The organism is Streptomyces sp. NPDC045899, from assembly GCF_056431485.1.
In genome coordinates this window covers 37,264-62,307 of record NZ_JBWKKP010000037.1, presented here as the reverse complement: position 1 = coordinate 62,307, position 25,044 = coordinate 37,264, and the positions used below count along the sequence as shown (strand labels likewise).

28 protein-coding genes are annotated in these 25,044 nt (G+C 72.3%); 4 read left to right on the top strand and 24 right to left on the bottom strand.

Annotated elements, in window-relative coordinates; genetic code table 11:
- The 21 genes from AC07FT_RS34265 to AC07FT_RS34165 form a co-directional block, all read right to left on the bottom strand.
- Positions 1-101, bottom strand: a 101-nt coding sequence (locus AC07FT_RS34265) for a biotin carboxylase N-terminal domain-containing protein (RefSeq protein WP_344316556.1), incomplete at its 3' end; no start/stop codon positions are given.
- A gap of 56 nt (positions 102-157) precedes the next feature.
- Positions 158-1,087, bottom strand: coding sequence for an alpha/beta hydrolase (locus AC07FT_RS34260; RefSeq protein ID WP_479180006.1), 930 nt, complete (start codon positions 1,085-1,087; stop codon positions 158-160).
- Between the two features lie 137 nt (positions 1,088-1,224).
- Positions 1,225-1,959, bottom strand: coding sequence for a DsbA family protein (locus tag AC07FT_RS34255; RefSeq protein ID WP_471202959.1), 735 nt, complete (start codon positions 1,957-1,959; stop codon positions 1,225-1,227).
- Between the two features lie 42 nt (positions 1,960-2,001).
- Complete coding sequence (gene fabG / locus AC07FT_RS34250; RefSeq protein WP_479180004.1) at positions 2,002-2,745, bottom strand: 3-oxoacyl-ACP reductase FabG; 744 nt, start codon at positions 2,743-2,745, stop codon at positions 2,002-2,004.
- Positions 2,746-2,761: 16 nt separating this feature from the next.
- A complete protein-coding gene (locus AC07FT_RS34245; RefSeq protein ID WP_479180003.1) occupies positions 2,762-3,244 on the bottom strand; it encodes a 3-hydroxyacyl-ACP dehydratase FabZ family protein in 483 nt (160 codons plus the stop codon).
- Positions 3,241-3,645 (bottom strand): 3-hydroxyacyl-ACP dehydratase FabZ family protein, encoded by a 405-nt coding sequence (locus AC07FT_RS34240; protein ID WP_479180001.1) that lies wholly within the window; start codon positions 3,643-3,645, stop codon positions 3,241-3,243. The genes AC07FT_RS34245 and AC07FT_RS34240 overlap by 4 nt, the downstream gene beginning before the upstream one ends.
- Positions 3,645-3,896: an acyl carrier protein gene (locus AC07FT_RS34235; protein ID WP_471202965.1), complete on the bottom strand. Its 252-nt coding sequence runs from the start codon at positions 3,894-3,896 to the stop codon at positions 3,645-3,647. Before AC07FT_RS34235 ends, AC07FT_RS34240 begins: the two co-directional genes overlap by 1 nt.
- 22 nt (positions 3,897-3,918) lie before the next feature.
- Positions 3,919-4,896, bottom strand: a complete 978-nt coding sequence (locus tag AC07FT_RS34230; RefSeq protein WP_479180000.1) for an ACP S-malonyltransferase — start codon at positions 4,894-4,896, stop codon at positions 3,919-3,921.
- Positions 4,897-4,937: 41 nt separating this feature from the next.
- Positions 4,938-6,074 (bottom strand): beta-ketoacyl synthase N-terminal-like domain-containing protein, encoded by a 1,137-nt coding sequence (locus AC07FT_RS34225; RefSeq protein WP_479179999.1) that lies wholly within the window; start codon positions 6,072-6,074, stop codon positions 4,938-4,940.
- 65 nt (positions 6,075-6,139) lie between these two features.
- Complete coding sequence (locus AC07FT_RS34220) at positions 6,140-6,535, bottom strand: hypothetical protein (RefSeq protein WP_479179997.1); 396 nt, start codon at positions 6,533-6,535, stop codon at positions 6,140-6,142.
- 3 nt (positions 6,536-6,538) lie between these two features.
- Complete coding sequence (locus AC07FT_RS34215; RefSeq protein ID WP_479180011.1) at positions 6,539-6,946, bottom strand: hypothetical protein; 408 nt, start codon at positions 6,944-6,946, stop codon at positions 6,539-6,541.
- Positions 6,946-7,272, bottom strand: coding sequence for a hypothetical protein (locus AC07FT_RS34210; protein ID WP_479179996.1), 327 nt, complete (start codon positions 7,270-7,272; stop codon positions 6,946-6,948). The genes AC07FT_RS34215 and AC07FT_RS34210 overlap by 1 nt, the downstream gene beginning before the upstream one ends.
- 12 nt (positions 7,273-7,284) lie before the next feature.
- A complete protein-coding gene (locus AC07FT_RS34205; RefSeq protein ID WP_479179995.1) occupies positions 7,285-8,076 on the bottom strand; it encodes an SDR family oxidoreductase in 792 nt (263 codons plus the stop codon).
- Complete coding sequence (locus AC07FT_RS34200; protein WP_479179994.1) at positions 8,073-9,059, bottom strand: beta-ketoacyl synthase N-terminal-like domain-containing protein; 987 nt, start codon at positions 9,057-9,059, stop codon at positions 8,073-8,075. Before AC07FT_RS34200 ends, AC07FT_RS34205 begins: the two co-directional genes overlap by 4 nt.
- Positions 9,056-10,264: a beta-ketoacyl-[acyl-carrier-protein] synthase family protein gene (locus AC07FT_RS34195; RefSeq protein ID WP_479179992.1), complete on the bottom strand. Its 1,209-nt coding sequence runs from the start codon at positions 10,262-10,264 to the stop codon at positions 9,056-9,058. The genes AC07FT_RS34200 and AC07FT_RS34195 overlap by 4 nt, the downstream gene beginning before the upstream one ends.
- Positions 10,264-11,253 carry an acyl-CoA thioesterase family protein gene (locus AC07FT_RS34190; RefSeq protein ID WP_479179991.1) on the bottom strand — a complete coding sequence of 330 codons (990 nt, stop codon included), beginning with the start codon at positions 11,251-11,253 and terminating at the stop codon, positions 10,264-10,266. Before AC07FT_RS34190 ends, AC07FT_RS34195 begins: the two co-directional genes overlap by 1 nt.
- Positions 11,253-12,308, bottom strand: coding sequence for a beta-ketoacyl synthase N-terminal-like domain-containing protein (locus tag AC07FT_RS34185; RefSeq protein ID WP_479179989.1), 1,056 nt, complete (start codon positions 12,306-12,308; stop codon positions 11,253-11,255). Before AC07FT_RS34185 ends, AC07FT_RS34190 begins: the two co-directional genes overlap by 1 nt.
- Positions 12,305-13,447 carry a beta-ketoacyl synthase N-terminal-like domain-containing protein gene (locus AC07FT_RS34180; RefSeq protein ID WP_479179988.1) on the bottom strand — a complete coding sequence of 381 codons (1,143 nt, stop codon included), beginning with the start codon at positions 13,445-13,447 and terminating at the stop codon, positions 12,305-12,307. The genes AC07FT_RS34185 and AC07FT_RS34180 overlap by 4 nt, the downstream gene beginning before the upstream one ends.
- A complete protein-coding gene (locus tag AC07FT_RS34175; RefSeq protein WP_479179987.1) occupies positions 13,444-14,679 on the bottom strand; it encodes a beta-ketoacyl-[acyl-carrier-protein] synthase family protein in 1,236 nt (411 codons plus the stop codon). Before AC07FT_RS34175 ends, AC07FT_RS34180 begins: the two co-directional genes overlap by 4 nt.
- Positions 14,680-14,715: 36 nt before the next feature.
- Positions 14,716-14,967, bottom strand: a complete 252-nt coding sequence (locus AC07FT_RS34170) for an acyl carrier protein (protein WP_254751194.1) — start codon at positions 14,965-14,967, stop codon at positions 14,716-14,718.
- Between the two features lie 266 nt (positions 14,968-15,233).
- Positions 15,234-15,899 (bottom strand): helix-turn-helix transcriptional regulator, encoded by a 666-nt coding sequence (locus tag AC07FT_RS34165; protein WP_471202986.1) that lies wholly within the window; start codon positions 15,897-15,899, stop codon positions 15,234-15,236.
- Between the two features lie 447 nt (positions 15,900-16,346).
- On the opposite strand from AC07FT_RS34165, the gene AC07FT_RS34160 reads away from it, so the two are divergent.
- The 4 genes from AC07FT_RS34160 (at position 16,347) to AC07FT_RS34145 (ending at position 21,155) form a co-directional block, all read left to right on the top strand.
- Positions 16,347-17,912: an MFS transporter gene (locus AC07FT_RS34160; protein ID WP_479179986.1), complete on the top strand. Its 1,566-nt coding sequence runs from the start codon at positions 16,347-16,349 to the stop codon at positions 17,910-17,912.
- 72 nt (positions 17,913-17,984) lie between these two features.
- On the top strand, positions 17,985-19,001 hold the full coding sequence (locus tag AC07FT_RS34155; RefSeq protein ID WP_254751200.1) for a zinc-dependent alcohol dehydrogenase: 1,017 nt from the start codon (positions 17,985-17,987) through the stop codon (positions 18,999-19,001).
- Positions 19,002-19,083: 82 nt separating this feature from the next.
- Entirely contained in the window at positions 19,084-19,866 is a 783-nt protein-coding gene (locus AC07FT_RS34150; RefSeq protein WP_479179984.1) for an LLM class F420-dependent oxidoreductase, read from the top strand.
- Complete coding sequence (locus AC07FT_RS34145) at positions 19,863-21,155, top strand: MFS transporter (protein WP_479179983.1); 1,293 nt, start codon at positions 19,863-19,865, stop codon at positions 21,153-21,155. The genes AC07FT_RS34150 and AC07FT_RS34145 overlap by 4 nt, the downstream gene beginning before the upstream one ends.
- A 58-nt stretch (positions 21,156-21,213) precedes the next feature.
- On the opposite strand, the gene AC07FT_RS34140 is transcribed toward AC07FT_RS34145, so the two are convergent.
- The 3 genes from AC07FT_RS34140 to AC07FT_RS34130 form a co-directional block, all read right to left on the bottom strand.
- Positions 21,214-22,254, bottom strand: a complete 1,041-nt coding sequence (locus tag AC07FT_RS34140) for an ABC transporter substrate-binding protein (RefSeq protein ID WP_479179982.1) — start codon at positions 22,252-22,254, stop codon at positions 21,214-21,216.
- A gap of 34 nt (positions 22,255-22,288) precedes the next feature.
- Positions 22,289-22,852 carry an ABC transporter permease gene (locus AC07FT_RS34135; protein ID WP_254751326.1) on the bottom strand — a complete coding sequence of 188 codons (564 nt, stop codon included), beginning with the start codon at positions 22,850-22,852 and terminating at the stop codon, positions 22,289-22,291.
- A gap of 483 nt (positions 22,853-23,335) precedes the next feature.
- Positions 23,336-24,901, bottom strand: a complete 1,566-nt coding sequence (locus tag AC07FT_RS34130) for an acyl-CoA carboxylase subunit beta (protein ID WP_479179981.1) — start codon at positions 24,899-24,901, stop codon at positions 23,336-23,338.
- Positions 24,902-25,044 lie beyond the last annotated feature (143 nt).

Below are 25,044 nucleotides of genomic sequence, written 5' to 3'. Positions count from 1 at the left end.
GGATCGGCGTAGACGGCCACGCTCGCGATCCCGGCATCCCGACAGGCACGGGCAACACGGACAGCGATCTCGCCACGGTTGGCGATGAGCACCTTCTGCATGCTCTCTCTTCCCTCTTCCCATCAGAAGTACCGCCCGGCGAGGACGGTCAAGGTTGCTACCCCAGGGCCCGCTCGAGGAAGTCCAGCACCACGCTCGCGTACGCCCCGGGATCGGTCTCCAGGCCGAGCAGATGCCCGGCACCCGGCAGAACGTGGGTCTCGGCCTGCTCATAGCGTTCGGCCAGGGCGTCCACCGAGGACGGCGGCACGATCGCATCGTGCTCGCCGGACATGAACAGCAGCGGGATCTTGGCGAACGTGCCGGTCACCGGAGGCGGCCACTCGGCCCGCACCATCGCGGGGCCCAGGGTGCACAGGGTCCGGGTCACCACCGAACGGGACGGCTCCGCGCTCAGCGGGGCGGGCACCGGCAGCGCCTCCGCCTCCAGGAACTTGCGCAGCAGTGGCGCCACATCGTGTCCCGGCCCGCTGTCGCACACCAGCGCGTCGACTTCGAACCCGTCGTGCGTCAGGGCCCACATGGCCGAGAAGCACGAGAAGGCGAAGCCGTAGACGGCTATCCGCGCGGTGGCGTAGCCATGGCGTTCGCGCAGCCGCTCCACCACGGCTATGACATCGCCGGCGAACCGGTCGCCCAGGCCCAGCAGCGAGCGGTCGTCGCCGCTGGCCCCGTGGTTGCGGTGGTCGAAGAGGCAGACCGTGTACCCGGCGTCGTGCAGGAACCGCGCGTGGCCGAGGCTGTGGTCCTTGCTCGTCCCCAGGCTGTGCCCGAGCACCACCACCCGGTCCGTGGCCCCGGGGCACAGCCAGGCGTGGACGTACTTCCGGGAACTGAACGGGATCTTCAGCTCGGTGTACGGCAGTCCGTGGTCGCCGGGGTTCGCCTGCTGTGCCCGGTTGCGCGGATGGAAGGCCAGATACGCCAGGGAGGCCCCGTACAGCGGGGCCACCGGAAGCACCGCGGTCGAGAGGGCGCGGGCCGCCAGCGAGGGCGGCCGCGCCGACTTCTGGGGAGGCTCGGGCATCTGCGTCCTCCAGGAGGGGATGGAGTGTCCGTCGGCGGTCAGGGCGGTCTCGTCTCAGGTCAGGACGGGTGGGGGGTCGGTGGCCCGCGAGCGGCGCGGCGGCCTGGAGGAGGTGGGGGAGGCGGTGGGTACGGGTGTCAGCCGCACCCTCCGGCATGCCCGTGGTCACCGGAGCGGACCGCGGCGGCACCGGCGCCGCCGGGCAGGTCGTCCCCGGACGGCGGACCCGTCGCCGCGGTGGCGGCGCACCGGGCGCGGACCGCGTCGGCGAAGACGGCCAGCCGGTCCACCCCCCAGTACTTGTCGTAGCCCAGGGTGAAGAACGGCACGCCGAACGCCCCGTCCTCGCTCAGCGCGAGCAGAGCCGCGAGTCCGCGTCCGCCGCGCAGTTCCGCGTCGTCGGCCGCGTCCGCCAGCGGACCGGCCGGGAGTCCCAGCTCCCCGGCGATCTCCGCGACGGTCCCGCGGTCGCAGATGTCCCGGCCCTCCTCCCAGCGCGCGCGGTAGACGCGTTCGACCCAGGCCGGGCCCAGCCCCGCGTCGGCGGCGAGGAAGTACGGCAGATGCGGCACCTCCCAGACCGGGTCCACGTCCACCGGCCAGGTGACCGGCAGACCGCGGTCGGCGGTGAGCCTGCGCACGTCCTGGAGGACGTACAGGTGCTTGTCCCGCGACATCGCCGTGTACGGGAAGCGGCGGCGCCGCTCGGCCATCCGGCGTTCGCCGTCAGCGTCCGGCTCCCACCAGGGATGCCACTCCACCGCCTCTGCGACATCCGGATAGCGGTCCATCAGGTCACGGTAGGCGATCCAGCTGTACGGGCTGCGGAAATTGAAGTAGAAGCGCGGCACTTTGCTGCGCTTGGCTGCCACGTCCGTCCCCCTCGTCGGTCCGTCGGGTCCTGTCCGGCTCGCTCAGATGACCACACCGCCGTCCACCTGGAACACCGCGCCGGTCACATACTCCGCGCCGGTCAGGTACGCGACCATGTCGGCGACCTCCTCGGGACGGCCGAAGCGACGGAGCGGAATGCTCTGCTCGGCATCCTTGCGCACACTGTCCGACAGCGACGCCGTCATGTCCGTCTCGACGAAGCCGGGGGCAACCACATTGGCCCGGATGCCGTACCGTCCGACCTCCTTGGCGAGCGACCTGGTGAAGCCGATGATCCCGGCCTTGGAAGCGGCGTAGTTGCTCTGGGTGGCGTGGCCGTGCACCCCCGCCACCGAGGATATGGTCACCACACACCCGGACTTGCGCTTCATCATTCCGAACACCACGGAACGGCAGACGTGGTAGGTGCCGTCCAGGTTGACATCCATGACACCCCGCCACTCCTCGTCCCGCATCAGCAGCAGCGGATTGTCCCGTGTGATGCCGGCCGAGGTCACCGCGACGTCGACGGGGCCCAGCTCGTCCTCGGTGAACGCGACCAGGTCCCGGACGGCCGCCATGTCCCGGACGTCCGTCTGTCTGCCGACCACCCGGCCGCCGTCCAGCTTCGCCGCCTCCTCCTCCAGGGTGCGGGCCGCCTCGGGGCTGGAGCCGTAACAGAACGCCACGTCGAACCCGTCCCGGGCCAGGCGCAGTACGGTCGCGCGGCCGATGCCGCGGGAGCCGCCGGAGACGAGTGCGACCCGTCGCTCGTTGTCGGACATGCGGTGTGGTTCCTTCCTAGGCGCCCGGGGCGTCGGTGAGCTCGGACGCCGGGCGCATCGTCATGGTCAGCCGCCCCACGGTCAGGGCGGTGGCGTCCCCGACCAGGCTCTCGCCCTCGAAGACATAGGTGTCGCCGACCCGGCGGGCCAGCCGTACGTGGTGCTCCACCACGTCGCCGGGGAGAACGGGGCGGTGGAACGCGGTGTCGGTGACCCCGCCGAGCAGCATGGCCATCCCGGTGCGGACGTCCGGATTGGGCCGCTCCCGGGCGACCAGCACCCCGGCCACATGGCACCAGGACTCCAGCAGGACGGTCCACGGGTAGTGGTAGTCCTCCTCGGGGGCGTCGTCCGGCACCCCCGCGTACCAGGGCTCGTTGCAGGTGACCGCCTTCAGTCCGCTGGCCCGTTCGCCGGGGACGAGCTCGGTGACCCGGTCGACCAGCAGCATGGGATAGCGGTGCGGCAGGATCCGCTTGATCTCGCCGACCCCGATCATCCGGCGGCTCCCCGTCCGGTGAAGCGCAGCCGGATCTGGGCGGCGGGGCCGCGGCCGGTGGCGGCCTTGGCCCGGCAGCGCCAGTCCTCGCCCTCCCGCGTCCAGCTCAGTTCACAGCTGAGCGTGTCCCCGGGGTAGACCGGGCTGAGGAAGCGGGAGGACTCCAGGGCGGCCAGCCGCCACTGCCGGACCGGACCGGGCAGTGTGGCGCGGGCACCGCGCTGGACGTACTCCACGACGCACACCCCGGGGAGGATGGGGAACCCGGGAAAGTGCCCGGCGAGCACCCGCTCCGTCTCCGGGATCCGGACCTCGCACCGGGCGGGGCGCTCACCGGGAGCGCCGGGTTCGACGACGTCCACGGTGCCGTCGACCGGTCCGCACGCGGACGCCGTCGTCATCACTTCTCCAGCTTCGAGACGAGCAGGTCGTGCACCTTGCGCAGACAGGTGATGTCCTTCATCTCCCGCTCGTCCAGCTTGACCCCGTACTTCTTCTCCAGGACGACCATGACCTCCAGGGCCATGAGCGAGTCCACGCCGAGGGTCTTGACGAAGTCGGCGTCGTCGGTGAGGTCCGCCTCGTCCACGTCCAGCACATCCGCGACGAACGTGCGCAGTTCTTCCTTGTCGAGGGTGGTGGTGTCAGCCATGGGGGTGTCTCCTTCCGCCGCGTCAGCGGGGATCGGTGGTGAGTTTGGCGAGCGCCTCGGGTGAGTCGACCGAGAGGGTCACGGCCCCCTCGACGGTCCGCCGGATCATCCCGGTGAGCTGACGGCCGGGGCCGAGCTCCACGAACCGGGTACAGCCGAGATCCCCGGCCAGGGTGCGCACACCCGCCTCCCAGCGCACCGGGTGGGTGAGCTGGTCGAGTTCGAGCTCCCGCCAGCGGGCGCCGGTGCGGTACGCGCAGGCGTCCACGTTGGCCACCACGGGCAGGTGCTCGGGGGCGAAGTGCACGGCGGCCAGGGCCTCGCGCAGTTCGTCGGTGGCGGCGGCCATCAGCGGGCTGTGGAAGGCGCCGCCGACGGCGAGCCGGATCACCTTGCCCTCGGCCTCGACGGCGAGCCCGGCGAGCCGGTCCACACCCTCCGCGGTGCCCGAGACCACGATGGCGCCGGGCGCGTTCACATTGGCGACCCAGAGCTCCGGGCCCTCCTGCCGCACCCGTGCGACCAGGTCCTCCACGGTCTCCGGGCCGAGCCGCACCACGGCGGCCATGGTGCCCGGTGAGCGCTCGGCACAGGCCCGCATCGCCCGGCCACGGGCGGCGACCAGCCGGGCGGCGTCGGCGAGCGGTACGGCCCCGGCCGCGTAGAGCGCGGTGTACTCGCCGAGGCTGTGCCCGGCGCAGGCCACCACCTCGCCCAGCACCCCGGCCTCGCTGGCCTCCCGGTGCACCAGCACCTCGGTGGTGAAGACCGCGATCTGCGCGAGGTCGGTGCGGCGCAGCGTCTCGTCGTCCGCCTTGAGCAGCAGCTCCTCGACGTCGATACCGGTGTACTCGGAGATCCCGGCCACCAGCGGCCAGGACGGGGCGTCCCGCCAGGGCGCGCCCATGCCCGCCTTCTGCGCGCCCTGTCCGGGGAAGACCAGCGCGGTGCGCGGTGGGGTGTCCGCCGGTTCCCCGGCGGCCGTCTCACGGTCCGTCATATCCATCAGCTCCTTGTGCGTGCGCTCGGGGCGGCCGGGGGTCACCGGATCCGCAGCAGGGCCGCCCCGACGACGCCGTCCCGGTCGGCCGAGGTGACCAGGGCGTGCCCGCCGGGGGCGAGGTCCTTGCGCTCGGCGAGCGCGAGGACGGCGGCGACCTGGAAGGCCGCCGAGGCGGCGCAGGTGTCGCCGATGAGGTCGGCGGCCGAGATCACGGGCGGCGATCCGCCGTCGAAGACCTCGGCGAGGGCGGCGCGTTCGGCCTCGCCCTCGGCGCCGGGGGCCCGGGAGTCGGCGAGCAGCCGCACCTCGCCGGGGGCCACCCCGGTACGGTCCAGCAGCCGCCGGACCACGCCGGCGAGCACGGTGCGGACGGCGTCCGCACCGGGTGCGCAGCCGAACTCCAGACCGGTGATCTCGGCGAGGGCCCGGCGGCCGTGTCCGGTGGCGGTGGCCTCCGGCTCCAGCAGCCAGACGGCCGCGCCCTCCCCGAGCACCGCGGTGGCGTCCTCGTCGGCGCGGGTGTGCCACTCCAGCCAGGCGCGGGCGGAGGAGAACTCTTCGACCGCGCCGCACAGCACCGGTCCCGCGCGTCCGGCGCGCTGGAGCCGCAGGGCGTACTGGAGGGCGAGCAGTCCGGTGGCGCGGCCCCCGGCGATGGTGGTGTTGGGGCCCTTGAGCCCGTGCCAGATGGCGGACTGTCCGGCCGCGCAGTTCATCACCGTGTTGGGGAAGCGGGCCGGGTCGACGAAGAAGGGCCGCTCGCTGACGAGCGAGTCACGGGTGAAGTCCATGATGCTCTGGGCGCTGCCGGTACTGGTGCCCAGGGCGAGTCCGGTGTGCTCGTCCACGCCCGGCAGCCGTTCGCCCGCGCCGCTGCCGCCCCCGGCGGTGTGCTCGCCGTTCCCGCCGTACAGCAGCGCGCGGAGCGCGGTCACCGCCAGACCGGTGGCCCGGTCCATCGAGCGGGTGCCCTTGCGGCCCAGGATCTCCCGGATACGGAAGCCGGGGACGAGGCACGCCTCCCGGAACGGCGCGGACCACTCCTCGGGGTCCAGCGCGGTACCGGCCTTGCGGCCGGACCGCAGCCCCGTGGTGAAGTCCGCCCCGCTCAGGCCCAGGGGCGAGACGGCGGTCCAGGCCGAGATGACCGGGACGGCCCCGGCGGCGGTGTTCATGGGTCCGTGGACTCCTTCGGTGGTGGCTTCGGTGGTGGCGGACGCGGCGGGGACGGCGGGCGCGGTCACAGGAACCACACCTGTTCGTAGGCGGGCCAGCGGGACGCCAGCGCGCCGCCCTCGATGACGCGGACGCCCGGCAGCAGCCGGTCGCGGGCGGTGCGCCCGAGCGCGGTCAGCCCTTCCTCCTCGACCATGACGGTCACCCCGGCCGCCATCACCCGGGTCACCGAGGCGCCCGGATCGGGCAGCGAGGCCAGGGTCCGGCCGCCGATGCGCAGCTCCGGGGCGAAGTCGGTGGTGAGGGCGTACCCGGCGGCGGGGCCGCGCAGCACCAGATCGCATCCCCCGCTCTGCCGGTGGAGTTCGGGGACGACGTAGAGGGCGTCGGCGAACTGGGTCTCCACCGAGCCCCGGTACGCCTTCTCCACGATCAGCAGCCACCGTGCCTGGTCCGCCATGGCTCAGCACACCCCCATGAACAGGGTCTTGTCAGCGGCGCGGACGTGCTCGGCGTAGACGAACAGCGACCGCTTGCGCACCTCGGGGATCTGCTCGGCCGCCCCGCGCTGATCGGCGCAGAAGCGGCAGACGTACCAGTACAGCCGGTCGGGGTGATCGGTGATCAGGTCGCGGATGACGCGGGCCACCGAGGGGTGTTCGCGCCCCGGGTCGGAGAGGTCCCGCGGCGCGGTGTCGCCGAGCGCGGCGCCGGTCAGCCGGGTGGCGTCGCCGCACACCCAGATCTGCACCCGGGCGCCGCGGTCGAGCAGCGCGGTCGCCAGCCGCAGCGCGGAGGTGACCAGATCGGTCTGGTGCGGCGCGCCGTGCAGGTTGAGCAGCACATCGGTAGGGGGTACGGGCCGGGGCATCAGTGCCACACCGCCCGTACCCGGGGCTCCAGCAGTTCGGCGGCCACCTCGTCCATCTCCACCATCCGGCAGGCGGCCAGCAGATCGGCGGCGGGCAGGGCGCGCTGGGCGGCCGAGAAGGTGTCCACCCAGAGCTCGCCGCCGTCCCGCAGCAAGGTCTCCACGGCCGGTGAGGCGCCGGGCAGGGCGGCGGTCACCCCGTTCTCCACGAGGAACAGCACCACCCGGTGGCCGTCCCCGGCCAGCCGCACCGCGTCGCCGACGAACCGCTCGCAGGCGGGACCGGTCTGCGGTCCGCCGGTCTCGATGAGCAGATGGTCAGTCATGTGCGTGTCCCGTCAGGTCAGGAGCTCCCCGCCGTCGACCCCGATCACATTGCCGGTGATCCAGGAGGAGTCGGTGCGGGAGAGCAGGGAGACGGCCTCGGCCACGTCCTCGGGCCGGGTCAGCCGCCGGTGCGGATTGAGCCCGGTGGCGTACGCGGCGATCCGCTCGCTGTCGGGGATCCGCTCCATGGACGGGGTCAGGGTCACCCCGGCGCGCAGGGCGTTGACGGCGATCCCCGACGGCGCGAGCTCCAGGGCGAGCTGGCGCACATGGGACTCCAGCGCGGCCTTGGCGGCGGACACCGCGCCGTAGTGCGGCATCACCCGGGTCCCCCCGGCGCTGGTCATCGCGTAGACCTTGGCGCCCGCGCCGAGCAGTCCCGCGGTGAACAGATCCTGGGTCCAGTAGACGAGGGAGTGGGCCATCACATCGAGCGTCATGTTCATCTGACGTGAGGTCAGTCCCTCGTCGCCGTCCTGCGCGATGTACGGCAGCAGGGTGCCGAAGGCCAGCGAGTGGACGACGATACGGATCCCGGTGTCCCCGGTCAGCTCGGCGAACCGCGGCAGCAGCTCCTCACGGGTCCGCGCGGAGGCGGCGTTGGCGTTGAAGAAGTGCGCCTGGACGCCCTGGGCGCGCATCTCCTCGCGGGCCACCGCGGCCTTCTCCTGGCCGTCGGCGGTGTCGAAGTGCACGCCCAGGATGTTGACGCCCGCGCGGGCCAGCTCATGGCCGATGGCCAGGCCCATCCCGCTGGAGGCGCCGAGCACCAGGCACCAGGATCCTTCGAGTGAGGTGATCATCGGTCGTCCGCCCTCCGCGGTGTGCTCATCGGCTCTCGGTCCGCGCTCACCCCGGCGCCGCCCGGGGTGACCAGGCAGACGGCGAGATGTCCCTCGGCGGCCGCGGTGACGACCGCGTGGGCCCGGCCCGGGGCGCCGTCCAGCGCCGCGGCGGCCCGCGCCACCGGGGCCAGCGCGCCCGCGCCCGCCGGGACCCGTTCGTACTTCTCGTCCGCCGTGAGCTCCGCCAGCGCCGCCGCGACCGCCTCCCCCACCGGGGAGCCGTCCAGCACGGCGGTGGCGCCGAGCGGAGCGTCCGGCCGGTGGCCGAGGGCGTCGAGCGCGTCCCGGACCAGCGCCGCCGCCCGCCCGCCGCCGTCAGCGGCGGCCATCGGCGGCGGCAGGAACGAGGTGCGGACGCCCAGCCGCCCCAGCGCCCGGCCGCCGCGGGCCGCGACCGAGGCCGCGGGCTCCAGCAGCAGGGCCACCGCCCCGGCCTCCGCGGTGTCCGCGCCCGGTTCCCCCTCGGGCAGCGCCTCCTCGGTGGCCCCGGCGATCAGCAGCCGGGCCCGGCCCGCGGCCAGCGCCCGCTGACCGGTGCGGAGCGCCTCGAACCCGGCCACCCGGGGGGTGGTGAGGGTGAGGTTGAACCCCTTGAGGTCGTGTTCGGTGGCCAGCCGGCTGCCGAAGAGGTTGATGGAGAAGTAGGGCGCGGTGACCGGGCTCAGCCCCTCGGCCCCGGTCTCGGTGACCGTACGGTCCATGGTCCGGTGCAGCGCCAGGGCCGCGCTGTTGGTGCCCACCGCGGCGCCCCGCCGCTCGGGCTCGGTGGCCTCCAGCACGTCCGGACCGGCCCCGGCCAGGGCGCGCTTGGCCGCGGCCAGGAAGTACTGGCTGGCCGGGGGCAGGTACTTGTAGCCGCGGCGGCCGAGCGCGGCGCGGAAGTCGAAGCCGTCGGCGCTCACCGTGCCGACGCCCGCGACCACCAGATCGGTGCCGCTCATGACCCGGCCTCCCCGAAGACGAGCGAGATGTTGTTGCCGCCGAACGCATAGGCGTTGACCAGTCCGTAGGGCGCGGTGACCGGGGTCGGTCCGTCCGGCAGCCGCACCGGGCACTCGGGGTCGAGCGCGCCGACGGGCACATTGGACGGCACGGTCCCGTGGTGCAGCATCAGGACGGCGGCCAGCGCGGCGAACGCGCCCGCCGCACCGCCGGTGTGTCCGATCAGCGCCTTCAGGCTGTACAGCGGCGCCCGGGCGCCGGGGCCACCGGCGAGCGTGTCCAGGATCCGGCTCTCGACCACGTCGTTCAGATCGGTGCCGGTGCCGTGCGGCACCACGAAGCCCAGGCCGCGCTGGCCCGGCGCGGCGCTCACCCCGGCCTGCGCCAGCGCTTCCCGCATCGCCCGCTCGATCTGGGCGCCGCCGGGCTCGGGCGCGGTCGGGTGGTGCGCGTCGCAGCTCCATCCGGCGCCCGCCAGACGGCCGTAGACGGTACGGACACCGCGGGCGCGGGCGTGGGCCGCGGACTCCAGCACCAGGACGGCCGAGCCCTCGCCGAACAGGGTGCCGCCTCGGTCGGCGGCGAACGGACGGCAGCGCTCGGGGTCGATCGCGCCCAGCCGGTTGAAACAGGCCAGCGCCACCCGGGAGTACGCCTCGGCGCCGCCCGCGATGACCACGTCCGCCTCACCGGAGCGGATCAGGTCGGCGCCCTCGGACAGTGCGTAGCCGCTGGCCGAACAGGCGTTGCTGACACAGGTGGCGGACCCCTGCGCACCGATCCACGAGGCGACCGCCGAGGCCATCGGATAAACCGGCGCCCAGCGGGCGGAGTCCGGATCGGTCCCGGTCCACCAGCGCTCGTGGAGGTCGGTGTCGCCCATCCCGCTGCCGAGGATCACGGCCATCCGGCGGGGATCGGGCACCCCGCCCGCGCGGTCCAGCCCGGCGTCCCGGACGGCCTCCCGCGCGGCCTCCAGGGCGAACTGCGAACCCCGGCCGAGCGCGAGGCCGTCCAGCTCGTCCGGTCCGTCCGGCAGATCGGCCTCGGGCACCAGGTACATCAGCGGGTGGTCCATCCGGGCCAGTGGATCGGGCACCTTCACCGGAGCGGTGTCCGCGGTCCCCATCCCGCGCCAGAAGGCGTCGACGCCCGAGCCCAGCGGGGACAGCGCCCCGAGCCCGGTGATCAGCACATCGTCCATCAGGGGGCGCTCGCCTTCCCGCCGATGGCCTCCAGCACCCGCTGGTCGAAGGGGACCAGCCGCCAGTCACGGCGGTTCTCGATCAGCGCGTAGCCGTGCACGATCCGGCCGGTGGCGGTGAGCGAGAGGGCGCCGTCACGGAGGACGTAGCAGTCCATCCGGGCGGTGTAGGTGAGGTCCTTGAAGACCTCCTCCACGGTGTAGACCGTGTAGAGGTCCTCCTCCATCAGCGCCTCACCGGTGATCCGGAGGTCGGACCGCGGGACCACGGGTATCCACCTGCGGTCGTCCAGCAGGGTCTTGATGGAGATACCGCGGGCGCCGACGAAACGGTCCTTGGCCTCCTCCATCAGCCGCAGGTAGCCGGACATCTGGAGCCGCTCGGTGAAGTGGCAGTACGGGTAGCGGATCGTCCACTTCCAGGCGTGCGCGTTACGGCCCTCGGTCAGCGCGGTGAGCACGGCCCGCTCGTCGGCGTCCGCGGGCAGCCCGGGCACCGGCACCCCGGCGGGCGGCGCGTCCGCGCCCAGCCGCGCGGTGGTGAAACGGGCCAGCTCACCGGGGGGCGGGCCGGGCGCGTCCAGGTAGGTGTCGGTGCGCAGCGCGACGCGCACGGTGGCGGTGACGGCCTTGAGGGACGAGCCGTCCCGGGTCACCCGCAGGACGACCCGGAAGCCGAGGGTGGTGTCGCCGTCGGAGGTGTCCGGGACCACCTCGGCCTCGGCCTCGTCGTCCATGTGGAAGGCGTGCAGGATCCGGGAGTTCAGGGTGACGATGTCCAGCCCGAGGCCGTGCTCCTCGTAGAGCAGCCGGGCGGGCGCCCCGCACCGGGCGAAGTGGATCAGCACGGCTTCCTCGATGAGGTAGTTGACGTGCTTGAACCCGATCCAGGTGCAGATGTTGGAGCCCTCGTAGCGCGGGCGCAGCCGCACGCTGGTGGTGTCGGCCAGCAGGGCTTTGGTCCGCATCGGCGGGGCGGCGGCTGTCATCAGGGGCTCTCCATCGCTGAACTCGCTGAAATCGCAGATGTCACTGAACTCACCGCGGGGGGAGCGCCCGGGCCGGGGCCCTGGCCGGTGACCGGGCGCAGCAGCAGCCCGGCCACGGCGTCGGCGGTGTCGTCGCCGCAGGTGAGGAGGGCGTCCCCGGAGCCGCCCGCGGCCAGCCAGCCGACCGCGGCGGCGCACTGGAGGACGCCGAGGGCGCCGGAGGCGCGGCCGAAGGCGCGGGTGAGGTCGTGCCGGGGCACGGTGGCGGGCACCGGCGCTCCGGCGTCCGCGGGCTCGTGGTGGCGCTCGGGGGTGAACCAGATACCGGGGGGCGGTCCCTGGGGCAGCAGCGCCGCCACGCACGGACCGAGCCCCGACCGCCGCTCGTACGGTCCGAGCACGGCGGCGGCCCGCGCCCCGCGCTCGCGCGCCCAGCGGGCGTCCTCCACGACGACGGCGGCGGCGCCGTCCAGCAGTTCCGCGGCCGGGGTTCCGGCCAGGTCCTCCACGACCGGGTTGTGGGTCTCGACGCCGACCACCACGGCCCGGCGGACCCGTCCGGCGGAGACGAGTGTGGCGCCCCAGTGAAGGGCGTCAAGACCGGAGGTGGGCCCGTTGCACAGCATCAGGTTGGGGCCGCGCAGCCCGTGCCGGATCGCCACCCAGGAGGCGATCACATTGCTGGAGGCGTTGGGCAGGCTCATGGGGCTCAGACCGCAGGCCGACTCCGCCGCGATGGTGGCGGCGGTGAGGCACGCGGTGTCCAGGTTGCCCAGGTTGGAGCTGCCGACCACGCCCACGGTGACGCCCGGGACGGCCAGCGCCGCGTCCTCGCCGGTGACCAGGGCGGCGTCGCGCAGCGCGTCGAGGGCGGCGCACAGCGCCAGCCGGGTGGCGCGGTCCTTGTAGCGGTGGCCCCGGTGGCCGATCCGGGGGGCGGTGTCGAAGGGCCCGGCGGCGGGGCCGGCGGCGCGCAGCAGTGCGTCCGGGGTGTCCGCGCCGGGCAGGGCGAGGCCGGCTCCGGTGACGACGACCGTGCCGGGGACGGCGGTCACCGGCTGGTCCTCTCCACCACGGCCACCGCGTTGACCCCGCCGAAGCCGAACGCGTCGATCTGGGCGAGCTCCAGCCCCGCGCCGCTGAGCGGCTCCCGGACGAAGCGGAACTCCGCGGCCTCCGGCAGCGGTTCGCTGAGGTGCAGGGTGGGCGGCACCTGTCCGGTGGTCAGGGAGCGCAGCGCCACGATCAGGCTGAGCAGGCCGGAACCGCCGGAGGTGTGCCCGGTCATGGACTTGATGGCGGTCATCAGCGGTCCGCCGACGTCCGTGCCGTAGACGTCCGCCAGGGCGGTGGCCTCGGCGGTGTCATTGAGCTGGGTGCCGGTGCCGTGCAGCAGCACCAGATCGATGTCGCGCGGTTTGACGCCCGCGCGCCACTGCGCCTCGTGCACCGCCTCGGCGATGCCCTGGGCGTCGGGGGCGGTGACATGACGCGCGTCGCAGTTCATGCTGACGGCCAGCAGCCGTCCGAGCGCGGCGGCCGCGGCGCCGGGTTCCTCGCGGCGCAGCACCACCGCGGCGGCGCCGTCGCCCATCAGGACGCCGCGGCGGGAGCGGTCGAAGGGCCGTACCCGGTCCGGGGGTTCGCTGTTCACCCGGTCCAGCAGCCCGTACATGCTCTCGGTCAGGGTGTCGACCCCGGCGACGACGACGGCGTCCGCGGCACCGCTCGCCAGCAGGTCGCTGCCGAGCGCGAGGGCGTAGAGCGAGGCCGAACAGGCCCCGGCGAAGGTGTGGGTGCGCACCGCGCCGAAACGCTTGTGCAGCGCGGGGCCGAAGTGCAGCCGCCCGATGTCGAACCCGGTGCGGTCGCGCCAGGCCAGCTCGGCCGAGCGCAGCTCCCGCAGCCCGGTGCCGACCAGCACCGGGACCTCGCTCAGGTCCTCGCCGAGACCGGCCTGGGCCACGGCCTCCTGGATCGCGCGCAGCAGCCAGGCGGTGGCGCGGCCGGGGACATCCGTCCCCGGAGTGGGGCGGTCGTCGATCTCGTAGGCGTGGCGGCCCCGGTACCGGTCCTGGTCGAAGCCGCGCAGTTCATGGAGTCCGCTGGTGCCGGCGCACAGGGCCCGGAAGATCTCGTCGACGCCCTCGCCCACGCTCGCCACGGCGCCCGCGCCGGTCACCAGCTGGCTCATGATCCGACCGAACCGTGCTTGCCGAAGATCACCACGGCGTTGTTGCCGCCGAAGGCCAGGCCGTTGTTCTGGACGACCCGCAGATCGGCCTCGACGGCCTGGTTGGGCACACAGTCCAGGGCGCACTCGGGGTCGGTCTCGACGTGGTTGATGGTCGGCGGGATGAACCCCTCGGTGAGGGCGAGCGCGCAGGCGATGGAGGCCAGCGCCCCGGCCGCGCCCATGGAGTGGCCGATCATCGACTTGACGGAGACGGTGCGCGGTGCGGTGCGCTCGCCGAAGACCTGGTGGATGGCGCGGGCCTCGGTGATGTCATTGGCCCGGGTGCCGGTGCCGTGCGCGGAGATGAAGTCGACCTCGTCCGGCTTGACCTGCGCGTTGTCCAGGGCCAGTTGCATACAGCGGGCCACGCTGTCCTGGTTGGGTGCCACCGGGTGGTCGGCGTCGCAGTTGAGGCCGTAGCCGAGGACCTCGGCGTAGATCCGGGCGCCCCGGGCGAGCGCCGACTCCAGGCTCTCCAGCACCAGGATGCCCGCGCCCTCACCGGTGAGGATGCCCTTGCGGTCCTTGTCGAAGGGCTGGCAGCGCTCGGGGGCGATGGTGCCCAGCCGGTAGAAGCCGGTGAAGGTCTTGCGGCACAGGGCGTCGGCGCCGCCGCACAGGGCGATGTCCACGTCTCCGCCGCGGATGGCGTCGAAGCCGTAGCCGATCGCGTAGTTGCCCGCGGCGCAGGCGGTGGGCAGGGTGACGGCCTCGGCGCGGGTGAGGCCGAACTCATGGGCGATGGTGGCCGACAGCCGTCCGGCCGGGACCCGCCGGGCGGTGACCGGGTCCATCTGCTCCGGGCCCAGGTCCACCTCCACCTCGACCAGGTGGTCCAGATCCCTGGACTCACCGTCGGTGGTGCCCACCGATATCAGACAGGGCCGGTCCCGCAGTTCGTCCTCCGGGAGCCCGGCGTCCGCCACCGCCATCCGGGCGGCGGAGACGGCGAACTGGCTCGCCCGGCCCAGGGTGCGGGGCCGCACATTGCGGATCCACCGCTCGGGGTCGAAATCCGTGACCTCACATGCCACGGCGTGTTCGAAGCCCTCGGTGTCGAAGGCGGTGATGGGCTTGGCCGCGCTCTTCCCCGCGCGCAGCCCGGCGAGGAATTCGGCGGCGCCGATGCCTATGCCCGACACCGCTCCGAGGCCCGTGACGACCACCCTGCGACCCGGCTCACCACGCATATCGCTCTGCCTTCCGACGAATCCGCCGAGAGTCCGTCACCAGCCCGCCGCGTCGGAAACCACCTCGTAGACGCCGCGCAGATTGACCATCCGGCTGAGTTCGGACTGATTGATGACCACGTTGAAGTTCTTCTCCAACGCCGCGAGAATTTCAATGGCGCGCAGTGAATCCGCGTCGTGCTCTTCCTTGAAGAGGCTGGCCTCGGTGACCTCGTCGGGATCTATCTCAAGGATATCCGTGACGATTTCCTTGATGGTTTCCCGGCGCTCTTCGACGATGGCGGACATTACCGCGCACCTCCATTTTTGGGCATGGGCAAAGCGGCGAAGCTGTCAGTGACGCTATGCGCCGGTACCGAAGCCGACAACCCCCGAGTCCACTACCTGTCATGTGCCCGGGGAACCTTGGCGGTTGTCTGACACGGTTGTCATGAAACTGCCGAGGGCGGCCGGTTACCGAAGCGTATGATCGCGGATCGCGCAAGAAACTGTCAGGAAGCTGACGCGCAGACCGTACATATCACCCGGAATCCGACCGCCCTCGTCGGCGGACCTCAGTCGCCGTCGGGCTCCATGAGCCCGGCGCGCGCGGCGCGCACTCCGGCCTGGAACCGTGACTCGACCTTCAAGTCACGCATGATGTCGGCCACATAGCGCCGGTAGGTACGCACCGACAGGCCCAGCTTGCGGGCCGCCGCGTCGTCCTTGTAGCCCTCGGCCATCAGCGTCAGCACCTCGCGCAGCACCCGGCCGCGCGCACCGCCCTCGAAGGACAGCGGCCGCATCGGACGCTGGGCCGTGTCCCACATCCCGCACAGCAGTTGGTGCAGCATGTCCGCCACGGTCGAGTTCTGGATCATCGAGGCCCGGGATCCGCCCGGTTCCCCCGGGGAGGCGTCGGGCGCGATCACCGCTCCCCCGTCCACCACCACCAGCTCCTGCCGCACCCCGTCGCAGACGCGGACATCCAGCCGCTCCACCGCGCCGACCGAACGCTGCCAGGCGGCCCCGCGGATCACCCGCGCCGGGCACAGCATCCGCGTTCTGACACCCTTGCCCGCGAGCTGGGTGAGTGTCTGCGCGATCAGCCGGGCGTGCTCCTCGCACGTCACCTCCGGCAGACTCCAGATCACATCGCGCTCGGCCCGCAGCACCAGCCGCGCCACCCATCCGGCCACCGCTTCCCCGGCCACCGGCAGTTCGGCGGTGGCGGACGCCATGGCACTGCGCCGATGATGGTGAACAGCCGACTCCAGCAGGCGTAACGCTTCGCCCAGCGCCCGCTCCAGGTTGTCCGCCCTCGCGTCCGGCTCCCGGCGAACCGGTCCGCCCGTGCCGCCCCCGTCAATAGCGTCGATACCGTCAATGCCCGTACGGTCGTTTAGTTGAATTCCGAAATGGCTCAAAGGACACCCCCGCTCCCTATTGCCGCACAGTAACGAGCCACCCCCCGCACGGCAAGGAAGATCGTTACTTATAGGACAGTTCTCGCCGGGAAATACCCTCGCGTTCCGGGCGCTGAACAGGCCGGTGTCACCAAGGGGCTGCGCCTCAGCTCGGCCGATTGGTAACTTCCTCAATGAGCCAGCGCATGAGACAGCAAGCCGTCCCTTGACGTACGACGCGGACCCCCCTCCACCACCGTGGTCCCGAAAGGCGCCGCCCCCATGGCTGCACAGAACACCGCGACGACCGACGCCGCACCGGCCGAGCCACCGTCCTCACCGACCGGCCGCCAATGGCTCGCACTCTCGGTGCTCGTCCTGTCCCAGCTGGCGGTCTGGCTCGACAACACCGTGCTGAACGTGGCGCTCAAGACCCTGGCCGACCCCGACGAGGGGCTCGGGGCCAGCCCCAACCAGCTCCAGTGGAGCATCAGTTCCTACACGCTGGTCTTCGCGGTGCTGCTGTTCACCGGCGGGGTGCTCGCGGACCGCTACGGACACCGCAGGCTGCTGCTCACCGGCATGCTCGTCTTCGGCGCCGCCTCCGCCTGGGCCGGATACGCGGGCTCGGCGACCGAACTCATCATCGCCCGGGGCGTGATGGGCGTCGGCAGCGCGCTGATCATGCCCGCCACCCTCGCACTGATCGCCCAGGTCTTCGACGAGCGGCACCGCGCCACCGCCATCGCCATCTGGTCCGGCTCCAGCGGGATCGCCATCGCCACCGGGCCGATGCTCAGCGGGGCGCTGCTGGACCACTTCTGGTGGGGTTCGGTCTTCCTGGTCAACGTGCCGATCGTGGTGCTGTGCGTGGCCGGGTCGCTGGTCTTCCTGCCCGGGGTGGCGCAGCGGGTCCGGCAGAGGTTCGACCCGCTGGGCGTGGTGCTCTCCACCGCCGGGCTGTTCGCCATCGTCTGGGGTGTCATCGAGGGCGGCCACCGCAACGACTGGACCGATCCGGCCATCCTCGCCGCGCTCATCGGGGGCGCGCTGCTGGTGGTGGTGTTCGTCCTGGTCGAACTGCGGGTGACCAACCCCAGCTTCGACGTACGGCTGTTCCGGGACATCCGGTTCACCGGCGCCAGCGTGGCGGTGATGCTCACCTTCTTCGGCCTGAACGGCTCGATGTACTACACCAGCTTCTACCTCCAGGGGGTGCACGGGCAGACCCCGCTGGAGTGCGGACTGTCCATCGCCCCGGTGGCCCTGGGCGTCTTACTCGGTGCCCCGCTCTCCGCCAAGCTGGTCCGGGCGTACGGGGTCCGGGCGGTGGTCACCACCGCCATGCTCATCGCCACCACCGGCTTCTTCGCCTATGTCTTCCTCGACGAGCACAGCGGACTGCCGCTGTTCTGGGTCTTCCTCGTACTCCAGGGCCTGGGGATGGGCGCGGCCGTGGCCCCCACCACCGAGGCCATCATGTCGGTGCTGCCCGCCGACCGCACCGGCGCCGGATCGGCCGTCAACAACGCGATGCGCCAGATCGGCGGCGTCCTCGGGGTCGCCGTCCTCGGCTCCGTCCTGGTCACCGTCTACCGTGACCGGATCACCCCCGGTCTGGACCGGCTCCCCCGGGGTACCGCCGACTCCGCGAAGGAGTCCCCAGAGGCCACCCGGATGATCGGCGACCGGCTGCGGATGCCGCAGCTGTCCGACCTCGCCGACCAGGGGTTCGTCCACGCCATGCACGTCGCCTCCGTCGTCGGCGCGATCGCCGCGGCGGCCGGGGCCGGCATCATCTGGTGGACCTTCCGGCGCACCTCCTCGGCGTCAGGTTCCGGCCACTGATCTTTTCTTGCCACGGGTGACGCCGCGGCATAGCCTCCGGGCACAACGTCCTTGATCCGGAAGGCAGTTCCCATGCGCACCGCAGTCATCACCGCGCCAGGCCAGGTGGACATCAGAGAGATTCCTGTGCCCGACGTGGGCGACTCCGAGGTGCTCGTACGCATCGCCGCGTGCGGCATCTGCACCATGGAGGCCAATCTGTACGCCGGGCGCATGAACGTTTACCCGGCCGCCGCCGGCCATGAGATATCCGGCTGGGTGGAGAAGGTCGGGCCCAAGGCCGCCGATCTGGAGGACATGCCCGCCGTCGGCTCCCTGGTCACCCTCGACGGGCTCCCCCGCTGCGGCACCTGCCGAGCCTGCCGCCGCGGTCAGTCCGCCATCTGTGTCGCCCTCCAGGGCCAGGTCCGCGAGGACGGCGCCATCGCCATGGGCGCGGGCCTGGGCGAGTACATCGTGCTGCCCGCCTCCCGGGTGTGGTCCGTGGGCGACACCGACCCCGCCGTGGCCGCCATGGGCGAACCGCTGGCCTGTGTGGTCCACTCACTGCGCCGCGGCGGATTCCGCGCCGGTGACCGGGTCACCGTGATCGGCGCGGGCTACATGGGCCAGTTGCACCTGGCCGTCGCCCGGCACCTCCAGGCCCGCGGCGTCTGTGTGGTCGAACGTGACGAGCGGCGGCTCGCCGCCATCGCCGGGGCCGGGGCCGACGCGGCCGTCACCCCCGGGGACGTCGACAGCCTCCCGCCCGCCGACGTGGTGTTCGTGACCATCGCGTCCAGGGAGTCCATCGCCTCCGCCCTGGCCGCCGTCGCCGACGGCGGCACCATCGTGCTCTTCGGCGGCGGCCCCGACGGCCCGCCCGCCGAACTGCCCGGCTACGAGGTGCACCGCCGCCAGCTCACCGTGACCGGCTCCTTCAGCCACGAGCCCGACGACTGGCGGGCCGCGGCCGAACTGCTGCGCGGCGGCGGCCTCTCCGAACGGCTCGAGTCGCTGGTCACCGCCCGCTACGCGCTCGACGAGGTGGAGAAGGCGCTCCGGCAGACCGCCGAGACCCCCGTCTACCGGGTCGTCGTCACCCCGTGACGGGCCGGGGACCCGCACCCGCGACGGGGCGGGGTCCCGCACCGCGGCCGAACCACCCGAGCACCTCCGAGAAAGGACCGTCGTGTCCCTGCGCGTAGGCGTACAACTCCACCCCCAGCACACCGGCATCGCGGAACTGCGCACCGCCTGGCGCGAGGCCGACGCCCTCGGCGTCGACTCCCTGTGGACCTGGGACCACTTCCTCCCGCACACCGGCGATCCGGCCGGACGCCACTACGAGTGCTGGTCGCTGCTGTCCGCGATGGCGGTCGAGACCCGGCGGGCCGCCATCGGACCGCTGGTGAGCTGCACCGCCTTCCGCAATCCGCATGTGCTCGCCGATATGGCCCGCACCGTGGACCAGCTCAGCGGCGGACGGCTGGTGCTGGGGCTGGGCGCGGGCTGGTTCGAGGCCGAGCACACCGAGTACGGCATCCCCTTCCCCGGTCCGGCCGCGCGTATGGACGCCTTCGCCACCGCCGTACGGACCGTCAAGGAGCGGCTGGCCCAGCTCAACCCCGGGCCCGCCGGGAAGCTGCCGGTGCTGATCGGCGGCGGCGGACGGCGGCGCACCCTGGAGCTGGTCGCCCGCGAGGCCGACTGGTGGAACTGGTACGGCTGGGCCTCCGAGGACCCGGTCGCCGAGTTCCGCGAGCTGAGCGGGGTGCTGGACCAGTGGTGCGAGCGGGTCGGCCGCGACCCCGGTGAGGTCGCCCGTACGGTCATGGTCAACCCGGACCAGCTGCCGCTGGTCGAGGGGTTCGCCGAGGCCGGGGCGGTGCACGTGGTGCTGTCCCTGCCCGCGCCCTACGACCTGCGCACGGTCGAGGAGCTGCTCACAGTGCGCGCCGCGCTCGGCACGTGACCGGCACCGATTCCGGGGTGTCCGGGGCCCGGTCCGCCGCCCGTACCCCCCTCGGGCGGCGGTTCATCCTGCTCATGGGCGTACTGCTGCTCTCCAGCGTGGGCAACGGCCTGTGCTTCCCGTTCACCTCGATCTACATCAGCCGGATGCTGGGGCTGGGCTCCCGGGCCGCGGGCGGCTACTTCATCGCGATGGCCGCGGCCAGCTTCGCCGCGGCCCTCCTCGGCGGTCCGCTGGCCGACCGCCGGGGCCCGCACCGGGTGGGGGCGATCGGCGGCGCGGCGCTGGCGGTGGGGTACGGACTGCTGGCCCCGGCCGGCGGTGTGGCCCTGGTCCTGCTCTCCGGCGCCTGTGTCGGGGTCGGCTTCGGGCTGTTCTACGCCTCGGTCGTGGGCGTGGTGGACCTGGCCGTCCCGGAGAGCGGCCGCCGGACGGCGTTCACCGTCCGGCACATCGTCAACAACGCCGGGATCGGGTTCGGTTCGGTGGTCGCGGGCCTGGCGCTGCACGGCGCGGGGACCCCGGCCGGAACGCTGCGCTGGCTGTACCTGGCCAACGCGCTGGCGGCGGTGCCCCTCGTGGTGGTGATCCGGGCGCTGCGGCCGAAGGGGGCGGTCCGGGACCGGTCCGCGGAGCCGGGGACCGGCGGCGCGGCCGGGCCGACCTACCGCGCCCTGCTGCGCATCCGGCCGATGGCGCTGCTGGTCGTCGCCCAGGCGCTGTTCGCGATCGTCGGCTTCACCCAGATCGAGGCGACCGTGCCGCTGCTGATGCATGACCACATGGGCGTCACCCTGGGCTGGGTGAGCGCCGTTGTGGCGGCCAACTCCTTCGCCCTGGTGGCCCTCCAGCCACTGCTGAGCCGCTGGCTGGAGCGGCTGCCGGAGACCGTGAGCCTGGCGGCCGGACCGGTGCTGTGGGCCGGGGCGTTCGGCTGTGGTCTGGCGGCGGCGCTGGCCGGCCCCTCGTCCCCGGCCGCGCTGCGCCACGGACTGCTGCTGGCCTTCGCGGTGGTGTTCGCGGCGGGTGAGCTGATGTACTCCTCGGCCTTCTACCCGCTGCTGCTGCGCTGGTCGGGCGAGGAGGCGACGGGCCGGGCGAGCGCGCTGGCCTCACTGGCCTGGAACCTGGGCACCGCCTCGGGCCCGGCCATCGGGCTGTTCGTGATCTCCCAGTCCTCGGCGACGGGCAGCTGGGTGGCGCTGGCGGCCGGGGCCGGGGCGGCCTTCGCGGTGTCGGCGGCGCTGCACCGGCGGGCGGCACACGGCGAACGGGCGGCGGGCGCCTGAGCGCCCGCCGCCCGCGGCGGTCCCCTCGGCCCGGGGCCCTACCGGCCCCGGCTCCGGCTCATGACTTCGGCAGATACCCGTTGTCGTAGGCGTCCTCGGGGGTCACGGCCTCCCCCAGCAGCCCCTGGTCGTACATGAAGTCCGCCATCCGGGTCCAGGTCTGCGGGTCGTTGACCCCCACCTCGCCCTGGTCGTTCTTCATCATCGGGATCGTGGCATTCAGCACCGCCCGCGCGTTCTTCTGCTGCTTGTCACCGCGCAGGGTCGGTACGTACTTCTGGCTCAGCTCGATGGCCTCGTCCGGGTGGTCCGCCATGTACTGCAGACCGCGCAAGGAGGCGTCGACGAACTTCCGCATATCGTCACCGCGCTTGTCCAGCGTGCTCTTCTTGGCGCCCAGACCCACGCCGACCAGCGGTTCTCCCTCGTCGCCCGAGTCGAGCGTAATCGCCCGTACCGAGGTCCCGGCCTCCTTGAACGCGATGGCGTCGTTATTCAGGTAACCCATCACGCCCTCGACCTTCTTTCCGGTCAGGGCGGCCTGCTGGGTGAAGCCGATGTTCTGGACCTTCGCGTCCTTGGCGGAAAGGCCGCCCTCCTTCAGGAGGGCCAGCAATCCGAAATAGGTCTCGCCAAAGGGGCCGGGGGTGCCGATCTTGCGGCCCTTGAGGTCCTCCGGTTTCCGGATGTCGGAGTCCTTGGGGACGATCAGACCCACCGGGTATTTCTGGTAAAAGGTGGCGATGTCCACGACCGGCACATTCTTGGAGCGGGCCTGGAGCATCTCGTCGCCGCCCGCGTAGACCACGTCCTCCTTGCCCGACTTCAGCGCCCCGAAGAGGTCTTCCGCCGCACCGTGATGACGTAGCGTCACATGGAGTCCGGCGTCCTTGTAGAAGCCCTTTTCAGCGGCCACGTAAAACGGTGCGAACTGGATGTTGGGCGTGTACGTCAGCCCTACGGTGATGCCCTCGCCGCCCTTGCCCCCCGCGCTCTCCGGCTCCTCGGCGCATGAGGTCAGCATGGCCAAGGCCACGACCGACGCAAGAGCCGCCCCCGTGACCCGGTGTCTGCGGGCACGGCTCGTGGAGGTCTTCACAGAACGCACTACGTCTCCTCTTGAGTGAACGATGTCAGTCGCGCTGGACGAACTTCTCGGCCAGCCGGACGACCGTGTACTGGACGGCCGCGAGCAGGCAGAGCATGAGGAGCGTGGAGAACAGCCCCTCGGTGTCGGCCTCCTGGCGCTGGACCGTCATCAGCTGGCCCAGCCCCTCCCCGCCCATCACGAACTCACCGACGACGGCGCCGGTGATGGAGAGTGTGAGGCCGTTGCGCACCCCCGCGAGGATGCTGGGCAAGGCGAGCGGCAGCTCGATGTACCAGAGCATTCCCCACCACCCCACGCCGTCCACGCGCGCGGCCCCCATCACGTCCTGGTCCAGTGAGCGCAGCCCCAGCGCGGTGTTGACCAGGATGGGGAAGAACACCAGCAGGGCGCAGAGCACCGCGATGGGCAGCAGTCCGTAGCCCAGCCAGATGGCGAACACCGGGGCCAGCGCCACCGCGGGCACGGCCTGCGAGGCGGCCACGTACGGCTCGAGCGCCGCGGCCGCCAGTTCGCTGCGGGCGATGAGGTAGCCCAGCGGCAGCGCCACCGCGATCCCCAGGCCGCCGCCCGCGAGCGCCTCCCACACCGTCTCCTCGGTGTAGTCCAGCAGCAGACCGTTCTGCACCTCATCGAGGAAACGGTCCGCCAACGCGCCCGGGGCGGGCAGATAGAACTCCGCGATCATTCCGGTACGGGTGACGATGTCCCATACGAGAAGCAGCAGCAGCCCGAATACCAGTGGCGGAAGCACCCGCTGGAAGACGGACCGGCGGCGCTTCACGGGAACACGACGGCCATGCGCGCCCCTGTTGTTTTGCCGTCCCCTGCCTCCGCGATGTGTCTTTCCGGCGGTGTTGCCGGACTTTCGCGTGCGTCCCGGTCGGGGTGAATGCGGCGCCGTGGTCCTCGGCCCGCCGCCCGCGGCCGCCGTGGCGGTCGCACCCCTTCCGTCCCCTTCGGTCATCCCCAAATCCCCTTGCATTACCGGCTGTTGCCTAGTCGGCACGCCCGCGTGCAACCTATCGCCCGTACGCCGCGGATTACAATGTCGTCGGGGAAAACGAAATAGTCACGTCGGCGGATTTCCATGTTTTCGTGCAGGCAGCGGGGCATGTTTGGCGCGCAGCATCTCCAGCGCCGCGATGAGGGTCTGCCGGGTGAGCGCCGGATCGATGACATCGTCCACGAGTCCGCGCTCGGCCGCGTAGTAGGGGTGCATCAGCTCCGCCGTGTACTCCTTGACCAGCTGGCCGCGTACGGTGCCGGGGTCCTCGGCGGCGGCGATCCGGCGGCGGAAGACCACATTGGCCGCGGCCTCGGCGCCCATCACCGCGATCTCGTTGGTCGGCCAGGCGAAGGACAGGTCGCAGCCGATGGAGCGGGAGTCCATCACGATGTACGCCCCGCCGTACGCCTTGCGCAGGATCAGCTGGATACGCGGCACGGTCGCGTTGCAGTACGCGTAGAGCAGCTTGGCGCCGTGCCGGATGATGCCGCCGTGCTCCTGGTCCACACCGGGCAGGAAGCCGGGTACGTCCACCAGCGTGACCAGCGGGATGTTGAACGCGTCGCAGAACTGGACGAACCGCGCCGCCTTCTCGGAGGACTCGATGTCCAGCACCCCGGCCAGGGCCAGCGGCTGGTTGGCGACCACCCCCACCAGCCGGCCGTCCAGCCGGGCCAGGGTGCACAGCACACTGGTGGCCCAGCGCTCGTGGACCTCCATGTGCTCACCGTCGTCGACGATCTCCTCGATGACCGCGCGCATGTCGTACGGCTGGTTGCCGTGCAGCGGCACCAGGTCCAGCAGCGCGTCACAGCGGCGGTCGCGCGGATCGTCGCACGGGACCTGCGGCGGGGTCTCCCGGTTGCTGGCGGGCAGCAGCGAGAGCAGATAGCGCACGTCCTCCAGACAGCTCGCCTCGTCGTCATGGGCGAAGTGGGCCACCCCGGAGGTCTCGGCGTGCACATCGGCGCCGCCGAGCCCGTTCTGCGACACCTTCTCCCCCGTCACCGCCTGGACCACATCGGGTCCGGTGATGAACATCTGCGAGGTCTCCCGGACCATGAACACGAAGTCGGTGAGCGCCGGGGAGTACGCGGCGCCGCCCGCGCACGGCCCGAGCATCACGCTGATCTGCGGGATCACCCCCGAGGCCCGGGTGTTGCGCTCGAAGATCCCGCCGTAGCCCGCGAGCGCGGAGACGCCCTCCTGGATGCGCGCGCCCGCGCCGTCGTTGAGGGACACCAGCGGCGCCCCGGCGGCCAGCGCACGGTCCATCAGCTTGTGGATCTTCTGGGCGTGGGCCTCGCCGAGCGCCCCGCCGAAGATCCGGAAGTCATGGGCGAAGGCGAAGACCGTACGGCCGTGCACCGTGCCCCAGCCGGTGATCACGCCATCGGTGTACGGCCGCTTGTCCTCCAGGCCGAACCCGCTGGCACGGTGGATGCGTAACGGCTCCAGCTCGGTGAACGACCCCTCGTCGAACAGCAGCGAGAGCCGTTCACGGACGGTCAGCTTGCCCTTGCCGTGCTGGGCCGCGGTGGCCCGGGGATCCCCCGCGCGCACCTCGTCCTTGAGCCGGTGCAGCGCGGCCACCCGGGTCCGGGCGCCGGCCGTGTCGCTCTCCGCCATGAGACATCCCCCCGTGGATCTCCGGGCGCGCACGGTGTGCGGCCCGTCGTCAGGGTAGGAACGGGCTGTAAGCCGCTGGTAGAGAATCGCTCGAGGATGACCGCAAGAGGCCACCGGACCCCTTGCGCACCGGAAGGTGATGG

What these genes read in the sequence shown, in the direction of transcription:
- AC07FT_RS34260 (WP_479180006.1), bottom strand. Translation starts at nt 1,087, where the DNA reads ATGCCCGAGCCTCCCCAGAAGTCGGCGCGGCCGCCCTCGCTGGCGGCC.
- fabG (WP_479180004.1), bottom strand. Translation starts at nt 2,745, where the DNA reads ATGTCCGACAACGAGCGACGGGTCGCACTCGTCTCCGGCGGCTCCCGC.
- AC07FT_RS34245 (WP_479180003.1), bottom strand. Translation starts at nt 3,244, where the DNA reads ATGATCGGGGTCGGCGAGATCAAGCGGATCCTGCCGCACCGCTATCCC.
- AC07FT_RS34240 (WP_479180001.1), bottom strand. Translation starts at nt 3,645, where the DNA reads ATGACGACGGCGTCCGCGTGCGGACCGGTCGACGGCACCGTGGACGTC.
- AC07FT_RS34235 (WP_471202965.1), bottom strand. Translation starts at nt 3,896, where the DNA reads ATGGCTGACACCACCACCCTCGACAAGGAAGAACTGCGCACGTTCGTC.
- AC07FT_RS34230 (WP_479180000.1), bottom strand. Translation starts at nt 4,896, where the DNA reads ATGACGGACCGTGAGACGGCCGCCGGGGAACCGGCGGACACCCCACCG.
- AC07FT_RS34225 (WP_479179999.1), bottom strand. Translation starts at nt 6,074, where the DNA reads ATGAACACCGCCGCCGGGGCCGTCCCGGTCATCTCGGCCTGGACCGCC.
- AC07FT_RS34220 (WP_479179997.1), bottom strand. Translation starts at nt 6,535, where the DNA reads ATGGCGGACCAGGCACGGTGGCTGCTGATCGTGGAGAAGGCGTACCGG.
- AC07FT_RS34215 (WP_479180011.1), bottom strand. Translation starts at nt 6,946, where the DNA reads ATGCCCCGGCCCGTACCCCCTACCGATGTGCTGCTCAACCTGCACGGC.
- AC07FT_RS34210 (WP_479179996.1), bottom strand. Translation starts at nt 7,272, where the DNA reads ATGACTGACCATCTGCTCATCGAGACCGGCGGACCGCAGACCGGTCCC.
- AC07FT_RS34205 (WP_479179995.1), bottom strand. Translation starts at nt 8,076, where the DNA reads ATGATCACCTCACTCGAAGGATCCTGGTGCCTGGTGCTCGGCGCCTCC.
- AC07FT_RS34200 (WP_479179994.1), bottom strand. Translation starts at nt 9,059, where the DNA reads ATGAGCGGCACCGATCTGGTGGTCGCGGGCGTCGGCACGGTGAGCGCC.
- AC07FT_RS34195 (WP_479179992.1), bottom strand. Translation starts at nt 10,264, where the DNA reads ATGGACGATGTGCTGATCACCGGGCTCGGGGCGCTGTCCCCGCTGGGC.
- AC07FT_RS34190 (WP_479179991.1), bottom strand. Translation starts at nt 11,253, where the DNA reads ATGACAGCCGCCGCCCCGCCGATGCGGACCAAAGCCCTGCTGGCCGAC.
- AC07FT_RS34180 (WP_479179988.1), bottom strand. Translation starts at nt 13,447, where the DNA reads ATGAGCCAGCTGGTGACCGGCGCGGGCGCCGTGGCGAGCGTGGGCGAG.
- AC07FT_RS34175 (WP_479179987.1), bottom strand. Translation starts at nt 14,679, where the DNA reads ATGCGTGGTGAGCCGGGTCGCAGGGTGGTCGTCACGGGCCTCGGAGCG.
- AC07FT_RS34170 (WP_254751194.1), bottom strand. Translation starts at nt 14,967, where the DNA reads ATGTCCGCCATCGTCGAAGAGCGCCGGGAAACCATCAAGGAAATCGTC.
- AC07FT_RS34165 (WP_471202986.1), bottom strand. Translation starts at nt 15,899, where the DNA reads ATGGCGTCCGCCACCGCCGAACTGCCGGTGGCCGGGGAAGCGGTGGCC.
- AC07FT_RS34160 (WP_479179986.1), top strand. Translation starts at nt 16,347, where the DNA reads ATGGCTGCACAGAACACCGCGACGACCGACGCCGCACCGGCCGAGCCA.
- AC07FT_RS34155 (WP_254751200.1), top strand. Translation starts at nt 17,985, where the DNA reads ATGCGCACCGCAGTCATCACCGCGCCAGGCCAGGTGGACATCAGAGAG.
- AC07FT_RS34130 (WP_479179981.1), bottom strand. Translation starts at nt 24,901, where the DNA reads ATGGCGGAGAGCGACACGGCCGGCGCCCGGACCCGGGTGGCCGCGCTG.